11 protein-coding genes are annotated in these 12,624 nt (G+C 43.7%); 8 read left to right on the top strand and 3 right to left on the bottom strand.

What is annotated here, in order from left to right; translation table 11 throughout:
* Positions 1-10 precede the first annotated feature (10 nt).
* The 3 genes from IEV61_RS02400 (at position 11) to IEV61_RS02390 (ending at position 2,439) form a co-directional block, all read left to right on the top strand.
* Complete coding sequence (locus IEV61_RS02400; RefSeq protein ID WP_229747006.1) at positions 11-1,060, top strand: NADH:flavin oxidoreductase/NADH oxidase; 1,050 nt, start codon at positions 11-13, stop codon at positions 1,058-1,060.
* A gap of 46 nt (positions 1,061-1,106) precedes the next feature.
* Entirely contained in the window at positions 1,107-1,529 is a 423-nt protein-coding gene (locus IEV61_RS02395) for an OsmC family peroxiredoxin (protein ID WP_188413425.1), read from the top strand.
* Positions 1,530-1,851: 322 nt separating this feature from the next.
* Positions 1,852-2,439 (top strand): DUF4230 domain-containing protein, encoded by a 588-nt coding sequence (locus IEV61_RS02390; RefSeq protein ID WP_188413423.1) that lies wholly within the window; start codon positions 1,852-1,854, stop codon positions 2,437-2,439.
* Here IEV61_RS02390 and IEV61_RS02385 read toward each other — a convergent pair.
* From IEV61_RS02385 to IEV61_RS02375, 3 genes are all read right to left on the bottom strand, one after another.
* On the bottom strand, positions 2,432-3,550 hold the full coding sequence (locus tag IEV61_RS02385) for an AI-2E family transporter (protein WP_188413421.1): 1,119 nt from the start codon (positions 3,548-3,550) through the stop codon (positions 2,432-2,434). The two genes, IEV61_RS02390 and IEV61_RS02385, sit on opposite strands and share 8 nt — an antisense overlap.
* A gap of 46 nt (positions 3,551-3,596) precedes the next feature.
* Entirely contained in the window at positions 3,597-4,265 is a 669-nt protein-coding gene (locus tag IEV61_RS02380; protein ID WP_188413419.1) for a hypothetical protein, read from the bottom strand.
* Positions 4,266-4,378: 113 nt separating this feature from the next.
* A complete protein-coding gene (locus IEV61_RS02375; protein WP_188413417.1) occupies positions 4,379-5,860 on the bottom strand; it encodes a glycine--tRNA ligase in 1,482 nt (493 codons plus the stop codon).
* 173 nt (positions 5,861-6,033) lie between these two features.
* Here IEV61_RS02375 and IEV61_RS02370 point away from each other — a divergent pair, with 173 nt between their 5' ends.
* From IEV61_RS02370 to IEV61_RS02350, 5 genes are all read left to right on the top strand, one after another.
* Positions 6,034-6,561 (top strand): adenine phosphoribosyltransferase, encoded by a 528-nt coding sequence (locus tag IEV61_RS02370; RefSeq protein ID WP_188414411.1) that lies wholly within the window; start codon positions 6,034-6,036, stop codon positions 6,559-6,561.
* 269 nt (positions 6,562-6,830) lie between these two features.
* Entirely contained in the window at positions 6,831-7,721 is an 891-nt protein-coding gene (locus IEV61_RS02365; protein ID WP_188413415.1) for an ABC transporter ATP-binding protein, read from the top strand.
* A 12-nt stretch (positions 7,722-7,733) separates the two neighbouring features.
* Positions 7,734-11,303, top strand: coding sequence for an ABC transporter permease/M1 family aminopeptidase (locus IEV61_RS02360; RefSeq protein ID WP_188413413.1), 3,570 nt, complete (start codon positions 7,734-7,736; stop codon positions 11,301-11,303).
* Positions 11,304-11,463: 160 nt separating this feature from the next.
* Positions 11,464-11,658 carry a 30S ribosomal protein S21 gene (gene rpsU, locus IEV61_RS02355; RefSeq protein ID WP_188413411.1) on the top strand — a complete coding sequence of 65 codons (195 nt, stop codon included), beginning with the start codon at positions 11,464-11,466 and terminating at the stop codon, positions 11,656-11,658.
* Between the two features lie 71 nt (positions 11,659-11,729).
* Entirely contained in the window at positions 11,730-12,623 is an 894-nt protein-coding gene (locus tag IEV61_RS02350) for a tyrosine-type recombinase/integrase (RefSeq protein ID WP_188413410.1), read from the top strand.
* Position 12,624: the final 1 nt, after the last annotated feature.

Raw genomic sequence — 12,624 nt, 5'->3', positions numbered from 1 at the left:
TTTTTCTCCCTTGACAATAAAAGATATAACACTAAAAAACCGCATCACGGTATCGCCCATGTGCCAGTACAGCAGTGAAGATGGTTTTGCTAACGACTGGCACTTGGTGCATCTGGGTGCTTTTGCCACAGGCGGCTCGGCATTGATTATTAGTGAAGCAGCAGCCGTATCGCCAGAGGGCCGTATCACTTATGCTGATTTAGGGATATGGAAAGATGAGCACGTAGCCAAGCTTAAACAAATTACCACTTTTATAGAGCAGCAAGGCGCCATAGCCGGTATACAGCTGGCGCATGCCGGCCGTAAAGCCAGCCATGATAAACCTTGGTTAGGTGGTAAGCAAATAGCATCTACTCATGAAAAAGGTTGGGAAACTTTTGGGCCCAGCGCATTGCCTTTCACCGATGGCGAAGAAGCTCCCATTGAGTTAGACAAAGCCGGCATTGAAAAAGTGAAAGCCGATTTTAAAGCAGCAACCCTGCGTTCGGTAGAAGCCGGTTTCAAAGTGGCCGAAATACATGGCGCTCATGGCTACCTGTTTCACCAGTTTTATTCGCCGCTTAGTAACCAGCGTACCGACGAATATGGCGGCTCGTTTGAGAACCGTATACGCTTATTGTTAGAAGTAACGGATGTAGTAAAAGAGGTTTGGCCGGCCGGTTATCCGTTGCTGGTGCGCATCTCTTCTACCGACTGGACCGAAGGTGGCTGGACCATTGAAGATTCGGTAAAGCTGTCGGCCATTTTAAAACAAAAAGGTGTAGATTTGATAGACTGCTCATCGGGTGGTAATGTGCCAAAAGCCAATATTCCGAATAAACCCGGCTATCAGGTAGAATTTGCTGAACGGATAAAAAAGGAAACCGGTATTTTGACAGGTGCGGTTGGTTTGATTACCGAACCGCAACAGGCCAACGAAATTGTAACCAGCGGACAGGCCGATTTAGTGTTGCTGGCCCGCGAAATGCTGCGCGATCCGCATTTTGCTTTGAGGGCTGCGCATGAATTAGGGCAAGAGATTACCTGGCCTGCACAATATGAGCGTGCACAATGGCGTTAACCAAATAGCAACTAATTTCAACCTTAAATACATTTAACTCTAAAACATGAAACGTACAGCAACAGCACACTGGAACGGAACTTTAAAAGATGGTAAAGGCGAATTAACCACACAGAGTACCACCTTAAACAAAACTCAATATTCTTTCAAAACCCGTTTCGAATCGGGTGTGGGTACTAACCCCGAAGAACTGATAGCTGCTGCGCACGCAGGCTGCTTTACCATGGCTGTAGGCGCTGCCTTAACTCAGCAAGGTTTTACTCCCGGCAATTTAGACACTGCCGCTGTATTAGACCTGGACATGGCCGCCCTGAGCATTACCGGCATTCACCTGGAACTTAAAGCCAGCACCATTGACGGTGTAAGCGAAGAGCAGTTTAAAGCTGTAGCCGAAGACGCCAAAAAGAATTGCATTATCTCTAAAGCCCTGAGCGTTCCCTTTACCCTGAACGTAACCTACGGTATTTAATAAAATAAAAATCTGCCATTCCTGCTGAAGGGGTCTCTGTAAGATGCCTTTGTATAGTTAGGAATGGCAGTGCCAATTCAATAAATAAAAGAGCAGGTAGTGATATTTGCTCTTTTGTTGTAATTATAAGGTAGGCCAACATAAACTACCCTTAGCAGTGGAATTTATAAATGATCTGTCAGTCTGAGTTTGTCGAATACTTATAAATGTGTATTGGTCTTCGACAAGCTCAGACTGACAATATTTACAAGCTGTACTTACTACACTATCGCTCGCACAGGCGGTTTAATATAATGCATACTATCAACAAGAATTACATATCATGTCCCGTTCGCGTACCTCTTTAAGTCTTATCATTTCCCTTGTTACCGTTGGTTTCTTGGTTTTTCTGTTCTTTTACATGAAGCACCAGTTTTCTACCGTGCGCACCGAGGTAAAGGAAGATGTAATGGTGGAGAAAATTACCAGTATGGGTAAGCTTGAACTGGTAAAGTACAGTATGAAGGATGTGATTGAAAAAAAGCAGATCCACACCCTGTTGCCCGACGAACGCGTGCTGTTTGTTGCAGTAGGAGAGGTCACCGCTTGTATTGACCTTACCCGCGTACGCAAGCAAGACATTAGCCGCGACAGTTCGGAAAACCGCATTACGGTGATCTTACCTCAGCCCGAAATTTGCTATACCAAGCTCGATCATCAAAAATCGAAGGTTTATGATGTTAGCGGCGTTATATTGCCCAGCACTACCAAGGCTATGGTGGAAGACATTTACAAACTGGCCGAAAAACGACTGTTGGAGAATGCTAACGAAATGAATATCCTGAACAAAGCACGCGAAAATGCACAGACCATTTTCAAGCCTCTGCTCGAAAGCATATCAGGAAAAACGGTAGTGCTTAAATTTAAGTAGTAGTAACCTTAACTTCTTTTTCGGCTGCTTTACGCTCACTGCGTAGTTTCCATATGTGGCCTATACTGCGAGTAGGTATATTATCGCCAAGTATCTTACCCCAAGGTTTCAAGCCATCTATACGGTCAAAAACAATTTTTAGCACTGCTATGAAAGGTATAGATAAAAACATGCCCGATATGCCCCACAACTGGTTACCCAGTAACACGCCTATAATTGATATCAACGCATTAATTTGCACTTTAGATGATACGATGCGCGGCACTAATATATTATTATCAATAAACTGGATAAACAAATAAGCGCCAATTACACCCAGCTGGGTTGTGTAACCATCGTGCGATATTGTGGCCATTAATACCGGCAGGGCTATAGCCACCAGCCCGCCTATATAAGGCAGCAGGTTTAGCAAAGCACCTATAACACCAATTAATATAGCATATGGAACACCCAGTAATAGAAGGGCTGCCGAGTTCATGACGGCTACAATGGCGGTCTCGGTAAGCAAGCCTACAATATAGCTTTGTATGGCCGCTTTGGTTTCCTCTAAAATTTCGGCAACCCTGGCCGAGTTTTCTTCAGAAAATACCTCGAATACAAAATTTACAATAAGTCTTTTGTATAGCAGCATTAAAAATATGTAAACCGGTATTAAAAATATAAGGCTTAAAGTACCCAACACGGTATTCAGCGTTTTACCAACCAGCTTTTTGCCGCTATTCATCGCATCGTTAATGTATTGTACCTGTTTTTGGGCATTGATGCCAAAATGCTGGTGCACAAAGTTCTTCAGGTCATTGATGATTTGCCCGAACTTGGCTTTTAATGTGGGTATGGTATCGCCAAAAGATACAATTTGTGATGATAAGAAGAAAAATATGCCGGCAACAACTGCGGTCGCAATAAATAACGTGACGCTGATGGCCACTATTTTAGGTAATTTTAGCCTTTCCAGCCGGTTACATAACCGGTTAAGTAGCACTGCAAAAAAAGCTGCGAATGCCAGAGGTATCAATATATCGGCCAGTTGAGCCATTACGTATACCGTGAGTATCAGTCCAAACAGTACAACGGTAGCTTGTAAGTAAAAGGGGTATTGCTTAGTTTGCATAGTGAATTAATGCAATATTCCCGCTAATGTTTGCTGCTATAATAAATTAAAACTTAATAGTATAAGTTCCTTTTTGCCCGGCCGGTACTGTTAGCGAATCTTTGTAACGCACTTTATCAATATCCCAAAATATGATGGTTTTCATGTCGCCGGCTGTAGTTACGTTATAAAGCTTGCCTGCATCTTCTGGATTTACGTTGTAACCATGTGCCGTTTTGCTTCCATAATCATAATAAAAGCTAAAAGTGTTAGGTGCAAAAGGCCGGCTAATTTCCAGTTTAATATCCATTGTAGCCTGCCTGAACATGGCTGCATTAACGGTAATTGCACTGTCGGGCTTAAACTTAGTATCATACAAGCCTAATTTTTCATCGGGTGTCCGGTAAAAATAGGTCGTTTTTTTTAGCACTACCGATAAGTAGTTCCTGTTTAGGTCCACTGATCCCGACGGTACCGAGAACCGGTATTTGCCATTATTATCGGTAACAGTTTTAGCCAGTATGTTCAGCGGATTGTGAAAGGTATATCCGCTATATGTACTGCGTAGTTCCAGTTCAACCCCGGCCAACCCAAATTTGCCCGGCGTATCAATGATGGTGCCTGCCAATATATAACAGGAACTACGGCAGTCATTGCCAGTTACCGGCTTGGTACGGTCTTTTCTGCAAGCCGTTAACATATAAAGTAATAAAATAAGAAAATACCAAGGTTTCATAGCGTTTTGCTGTTTTGGTAAACCTAACGATATTGCACAGCATAACGCTACAGGCAACATAGAAAAAGCCAGACTTTTGGCCTGACTTTCAATATGATGATAACCTGTTAATCTTATTTTAACACATTTCTCCAACTCACCAGATCGCCAATGATCTTATTTAACTGGTCGGCCGCTACGCGTTCTTGCGCCATGGTGTCGCGGTGACGGATGGTTACTGTATTATCCTCTAAAGTTTGATGATCTACCGTGATACAGAAAGGTGTACCAATTGCATCCTGACGGCGGTAGCGCTTGCCAATAGCATCTTTTTCTTCGTACTGAATGTTGAAATCCAGTTTTAGGCTGTCCATAATTTCGCGGGCTTTTTCGGGCAAACCATCTTTTTTGGTAAGCGGGAAAATAGCGGCTTTAACCGGGGCCAGGCAAGGGTGCAGGCGTAACACGGTACGGCTGTCCTGCTTTTCTTCGGTGCTCAGGTCTTCTTCCTCGTAAGCATTTAATAAGGTAAGCAGGAACATACGGTCTAAACCTATCGAGGTTTCGATAACGTAAGGGATGTAGTTACCAAAAGGCTTGCCGGTTTCAGGGTCAACCTCAGGGTCAAAGTATTGCATTTTTTTACCTGAGAATTGTTGATGCTGGCTCAGGTCGAAGTCGGTACGGCTATGGATACCTTCTACCTCTTTAAAGCCGAATGGAAATTCAAATTCAATATCGTAGGCAGCATCGGCGTAATGTGCCAGTTTGGTATGCTCGTGGTAACGGTATTTTTCGGCAGCTGTGCCTAAAGCTAAGTGCCAGTTTAAACGGGCGGCTTTCCATTTTTCAAACCATTCTTTTTGCGTTCCCGGGCGTACAAAAAACTGCATTTCCATTTGCTCAAATTCGCGCATACGGATAATGAACTGGCGGGCAATTACCTCATTACGGAAAGCCTTACCAATTTGGGCAATACCAAACGGTATCTTCATCCGGCCTGATTTCTGCACGTTCAGGTAATTTACAAATATACCCTGTGCAGTTTCGGGGCGCAGGTAAACCTTATCGGCATCATCGGCAATGGCGCCCATTTGAGTGCTAAACATAAGGTTAAACTGGCGCACTTCGGTCCAGTTGCGGGTACCGCTTACAGGGCAGGCAATTTCATGTTCAATGATCAGATCGCGCAAGCGGTTCAAATCATCGGCTTTCATGGCATTATCCAACTCCAATTGCAGTTGCTCGGCTTTATCGGTTTTGCCGTCTTTATCATAACGGTCTATCTTGTCTTCCAGCAATTGGTCGGCACGATAGCGTTTTTTCGAATCCTTATTGTCGATCATCGGGTCGCTAAAGCCACCTACGTGGCCACTGGCTTCCCAAATTTTAGGGTGCATAAAAATAGCCGAGTCAATACCCACAATATTGTCGTTCAACTGCACCATGCTCTTCCACCAGTAGGCTTTGATGTTGTTCTTTAGCTCGGCACCGTTCTGGCCGTAGTCGTACACAGCGCTCAGGCCGTCGTATATCTCGCTGGATGGAAACACAAAACCATACTCTTTGGCATGGGCAATCACATTTTTAAACAGTTCGTCGGTATTTTTACTCATAGCGCGTCAAAGATAAAATTTTTTTGATGTGCAAATTGTCCGAACCGGAATTTAAAGAATTGATTGAATTGTCAGAATTGATATAATACCGATTTCATCTTATTTGAATGGGACAAAAATTCTGTCCGTTCTTTAATTCTATAAATTCCGGTTCAGACATTATCTTTACTGCCATGATTGACCTGCAGATCAAAAGCGCCATCCGCGATATACCTGATTTTCCTAAACCCGGAATTGTATTTAAAGATATTACCCCTATATTAAAAGACCCATCTTTATGCGAGGCTATCGTCGATAATTTTGTAGCACGGGTACAAGGCCTTAAAATTGATGCCGTAGCAGGAATAGAAAGTCGTGGCTTTTTATTTGGCCTGCAACTGGCCGGTAAATTAGGGGTGCCATTTGTGCCGGTACGCAAAGCAGGCAAGCTTCCCTTTAGCGTTAAGCAAAAAGAATATGAGTTAGAATATGGAACGGCTACTATTGAAGTACATACCGATGCCTTTAAGCCGGGCCAGCATATTTTAGTGCACGATGATTTGCTGGCCACAGGGGGCACCGTTACTGCAGCCAGCGATTTGATCATAGAAATGGGCGGAATTATAGCCGGCTTTACCTTTGTGGTAGGCCTAAACTTTTTAAACGGTAAAGAAAAAATTAAGCACTTTGCCGATAAGGTGGTAGTGCTGGCGGAGTATTAAGAAGCCCCTCCCAACCCTCCCCGGGAGGGAGGGCTTTAAGAAATTTAAAAGGTCGGTGTTAAGTACGCGGCCTTTTTTTGTTGCTGATATTTCCTTGGGTAATCATTTAATGGAAGCTCTACGACATCATTTTTTTAGTAGTTAACCGGCTTTTCTGTAACAATTACTGCTTTACGTACTCCATGTAGATATAGGGAAATGTTAAAACTGTTAAACCAGTCGCTTTATCTTTTTCTATTGCTTAAATTGCTCAAAAACAACCTTTCATTATGCAGTTAGTTATTCAATCCCTTTCCAAAACGTACGATAACGGCGTTCAGGCGCTCAAAAACATCAGTCTTACTATTAACTCGGGCATGTTTGGGTTGCTGGGGCCAAACGGTGCCGGTAAATCGAGCCTGATGCGCACCATATCCACCCTGCAAGAGCCCGATTCAGGCAGTATTACCTTGGGGCCAATCGATGTGCTGAAACAAAAAGAAGCCGTACGTAGAACGCTTGGCTACCTGCCGCAGGAGTTTGGAGTTTATCCTAAAATATCTGCCGATGATCTGTTGAACCACCTCGCCGTGCTCAAAGGCATCAGCAATAGCAAAGAGCGTAAGGAACTGGTTACTTCACTATTACATAAAACCAATTTGTATAATGATAGGAAAAAGCATCTGTCGGGTTATTCGGGTGGTATGAAACAGCGTTTTGGTATAGCCCAGGCTTTACTTTCTAACCCTACGCTTATTATTGTAGATGAGCCCACCGCGGGCTTAGACCCTGCCGAGCGTAACCGTTTCTTAAATTTACTGGGCGAATTAAGCGACGAAACCATTGTGATCCTTTCCACCCATATTGTGGAAGATGTAAAGGAGCTATGCACCGATATGGCTATTATTAATAAGGGCGAGGTACTGATGCAAGGGAACCCGCTGCAATCTTTAGAAACACTGAAAGGGCAGATTTGGAGCAAGCGTGTGGAAAGGGGTGAGGCTGCTGCTTACAAAGAACGCTTAAACGTAATATCAGATAAATTAATTGCCGGCAAACCCACGTTGCATGTTTATGCACCGCAACAGCCCGAAGAAGGCTTTGAGCAAATTGTGCCCGACCTGGAGGATGTTTATTTCTCTTACATATTTGGCCGTCAACAAGAATTAGCCACCCTTTAATCTGCCGCCATTATGCTTTGGGAAGTTTTTAAATTTGAGATCAAATACCGGCTCAACAGGCCGGCCACGTATATTTATTTTGTAATATGGTTCTTGCTGGCCTTTTCTGTTATGTGCTGGGATGGTATAACGGTGGGCGGCGACATTGGCAAGATCAAGCAAAATGCTTCGGTGGTGTTGTTCAATATTGCGGGCATACTGAGCTTGCTGCCCGGCTTGTTTTTTGCCTCGGCGGTAATGGGCGTGCCCATTCTGCGCGATTTTGAACATAAGATGGAATCGCTGGTGTTTACCACCAATATTAACAAAACCAGTTACTTATTAGGGCGCTTTTTAGGCTCGTTCGTGGTGCTGCTCTTCATCAGCTCGGGTTTTATGTGGGGCGGATGGCTCGGTGCTCACATGCCCTGGAACGATGCCACTAAGTTTTTGCCCATCACGCTCATGCAATTTGCCCGGCCCTGGCTCATCCTCATCGTATTTAACATGTTCGTTTTCTCGTGCCTGTTTTTTGCCATAGGTGCGCTTACCCGCAAAATGCTGTTTGTGTATTTACAGGCCATTATATTACTGGCTATCTACATTGTGGTTGAAACCTTGGTGGGCGATGTAGAGAACTTGAAAAAGGCCGCCCTTTTTGATCCTTTCGGGTCGTACAGTATATCGGCGCTTACCCGGTACTGGACCGTAGCCGAACGTAATGTTTTGCAGGTGCCTTTCAGCGGAGTGCTGCTGTTAAACCGCTTGCTTTGGATTGGTGTGGGTTTCTTGTTTTTCGCAATAACGTTTGCCGTATTCAAATTCAGGGCAGTGTATACCGGTTTATTTAAAAAGCGCTTCTTCCAAAGTAATAAAGTAGTTGCGGCCGATAATAGCCCGGTTCCCTTTGTTAAACCAAGTTACTCGGCTGGTACCTGGCTAAGCCAAATTAATGTGCTTACGCGCCTTTACTTTAAAGAGGTGGTCCGTTCTATACCTTTTATAGGCATTGGCTTAGTAGGTATCATATTAATAGGTATCGATGCCAACTTCGCGTCCAGTTATTACGGACAAGAGCTTTATCCTGTTTCCTCGCTCATTGCCAGTTTTATAGCCGATGAGGTGGTGCTTATCATCAGCATTATGGTGCTATTTTACTCGGGCGAACTCATATGGCGCGAAAAGGAAGTCCGCTTCAGCCAGATATTTGACTCATTGCCGGTAGGCTATGCGGCGCCCATAGTCAGCAAGTTTTTGGCTATGGCCGGTATGTTGCTGGTTTACCTGGCTTTCATGATTCCAGTAGGTATCATTATTCAGTTGGCTAAAGGATTTACTTTTATTGAGCTGGGTGTATACATCAAGATACTGTTCTTCCAGGTGTATATTCCTATGCTGATCTATACCGCCATGACCTTCTTTTTGCAAAGCTTGTTCAACAATAAATTTGTGGGTTATGCGGTGTCCATCTTGTTTTACATCTACATTTTGTTTGCCGGGCAAATGAAGATCTTTTACAACCTGCTCATCCCCAACAGCGGCGGCGTAGGGCAGTATTCGGATATGAACGGCTTTGCAGCATCAATGGATAAATATCTGGTGCTTAAATGTTTTTGGATAGCCATTGGCGGTATACTGCTTACACTGGCTATATTACTCTACCAGCGCGGAACCTCTACCGGATTTAGAGAACGCTTAACCAGTATGCGTCAGCGTTTCGGCCGCGCACAGGCGGTGTTTATGGCGGCTTGTTTGGTTGTGGCCGTTGCTTCGGGCTTCTACTACTATCAAAATGCCAACGTATGGAATGAGTACAGCAACCCCGAAGAGCAGAAAGATTTGCAGGTAAGCTATGAGAAGCAGCTGAAAGCCAAATATGAAAAGGCATTACAGCCAAGCGTGGTGAATGTAGTTGGCTCTGTTAACATCTACCCTGAAAAAGAGGGCATGGATTTAAATGCGATGGTAACCTACAAAAACTTGATGCGGGTGCCTATTTCACTATTACTGGTGCAACAACCTAACGACCCGATGTTAAAGTATAGTGAGTTAAAGTTTTCGGTACCAATGACGGTGGTTAAAATGTATCCGAAATTTAAATTCACAGTTTATAAACTCAGCAAACCTTTACTCCCCGGCGATTCGATGCTACTGCATGTGGTGGGTGCACGCTTGCCTAAAGGGTTTACCAACAGCGGCCCAAATTACAGTTATGTAGAAAACGGTACGTTTTTCAACAATACCGATGTTTTTCCATTCTTGGGCTATAGCACCGAGTACGAACTGGGCGATACCGACGACCGTAAAAAACGCGGGTTGAAAGAGCAAAAGGGCTTACCTTCCCGTACCGATAGTGTAGGGCGCATGCTAAACCTATTTGGTCAGCGTGGCCGCACCGGGCTCGATTTGACGTTGAGCACCTCGGCCGATCAGATTGCCATATCGCCCGGTTACCTAAAGAAACAATGGAAGCAAAATGGCCGTGCCTATTTTCATTACCAGATGGATAAGCCGATCTTTAATTTCTTTAACATAACCTCGGGCCGTTTTGAAGTAAAACGCGAAAAGTGGAAAGGCGTTAACCTGGAAGTATATTACCATAAACCGCACAATTTTAATCTGGGCATCATGATGGCTGCTTTAAAGAACGGGTTAGAATATGATAATAAAAATTTTAGTCCGTACTTGTACAGGCAAATGCGCATTATCGAATTTCCTAAATACCGGGGCTTTGCGCAGTCGTTCCCTAACACGGTGCCGTTTTCAGAAAACATAGGCTTTTTGTTCCGCAAGCAGCCCGAGAAGCTGGACATGTGCTATTACGTAACCGCACACGAGTTGGGGCACCAATGGTGGGGACACCAGGTTTGTGAGGCCAATACTGTGGGCGGGCAAATGTTTTCGGAAGGTTTGGCACAATACAGTGCTATTATGTTGCTCAAAAAGTCATTAAGTGTAGAGGAGTTGCGCCGCTACCTGAAGTATGAGCTGGATCAGTATCTGCGCGGGCGTTCGTCTGAACGTAAGGCTGAAAATCCGCTCGACCAAACCGATCAGCAGCAATACATCCATTACCAAAAAGGAACACTGGCTTATTTTGCCCTGCAAGATTATATCGGCGAAGATAAAGTGAACCAGGCCCTGCGCAAACTCATCGCCAATTATGGCAATGGCGATAAATACCCTACCTCAGATGTGCTGACCGGCTATTTTAAAGAAGTAACGCCCGACAGCTTGAAATATGTGGTAGATGACCTGTTTAGCAAAATTACCCTGTTTGAGAACCGCGTGGTAGAACCTACCGCTAAAAAAGTAAAAGACGGCTATGAGGTAACCATCCCTATACAATCTATAAAATACTACGCCGATAAAGCAGGCAACGAAAAACGTACCACGCTGCATGATTATATTGATGTAGGTGTATTTGCCATGCAAAAAGGCAAAGAAAAGCTGGTATACCTGCAACGGCAAAAGCTGACCTCCGAAAAGAACACCATTAAAGTAATGATGAAAGAGAAGCCCGTACGTGCCGGTATTGACCCTGTTTACAAACTGGTAGACCGTAATACGGAAGACAATACAGCAGTGGTAGAAATTAAATAAAAAAGCCCTCCCAACCCTCCCCGGGAGGGAGGGCTTTTTTATAAAAAATAGCTAAGCCTGAACACCTTAAAATGCTGATAAACAATATTGAAAAAAGAAATTAAAAATTAAATCTTTTGTCTTACCTTTGCTCTCCCTGAAAGGAGGTATTTAGAAGGATATGATCATTATTAATGTAAAAGACGGCGAATCATTAGATAAAGCGCTGAAACGTTTCAAAAAGAAATTTGAAAAAACAGGTGTTTTACGCGAATTACGCAGTCGTCAGGCTTACGAAAAGAAGTCTGTAGCTCGTCGTCACGAAATCAAACACGCCATCTATATTCAAAATATGCATAAAGAGGAATCTTTATAATTTAAAGTTCCTGTTTTGATATAATAAAACTATTTGTACTTTGCCCTCCCGGCATAGCGCAAATAGTTTTTATGTTTTTAGAGCAGTTTATAGCATACATTAAATACGAAAAGCGGTACTCGCCGCATACCGTAGCTGCCTATGAGTCTGATCTGGCTCAGTTTTATACTTTCCTTAATCATCCCGAAGTAGTTATCGGCCATCCGTCCGAAATTACACATCACCACATTCGTAACTGGATGGTGGAACTGATGAACCAAAAACTTACCAGCCGTTCCATTAACCGTAAGGTGGCTACCCTGCGCAAGTACTTTAAGTTTTTGCTGCAAGGCAATCATATAGCATCTACGCCAACGGCACGCATCCAAACGCCCAAAATAGCTAAACATCTGCCAGTAGTGGTCGAGGAAGAAAAGCTTTCGCGTATGCTTGATAATAATGAAATCTTCACCACCGATTTTAAGGGCCGACGCGACAAAATGATCGTTGAACTGCTGTTTGGAACCGGCATGCGCCTTTCCGAACTGCTGGGCATAACCGAGGCTGATATAAACACCTATGAAGGTACGGTTAAAGTGCTGGGTAAGAGAAATAAACAACGCATTATCCCCCTTAATAAAGAGCTCAAACTCTTACTGCAAGAATACCTCCTGTTAAAGAAAAGTGAAATTTTTGCTAACAAATCATTAAAACTAATCGTTACAGATAAAGGAGCCGATGCTTACGCCAAGATGATTTATTTGATTGTGCAGAAATATTTAAACTATATATCAACCCAGGATAAGAAAAGTCCGCATGTGCTTCGGCATACGTTTGCAACCAGCTTATTAAACAAAGGGGCCGACCTTAATGCCATTAAGGACTTGTTAGGCCACGCCAGTTTGAGCGCCACGCAAGTGTACACCCACAACTCCGTTGAACGACTTAAATCTATTTATAAACAAGCCCATCCAAAGGCGAATTAAC

The sequence above is a fragment of the Mucilaginibacter galii genome (assembly GCF_014635825.1).
Lineage (GTDB): Bacteria > Bacteroidota > Bacteroidia > Sphingobacteriales > Sphingobacteriaceae > Mucilaginibacter > Mucilaginibacter galii.
This window is presented reverse-complemented; position numbering and strand designations above follow the sequence as displayed.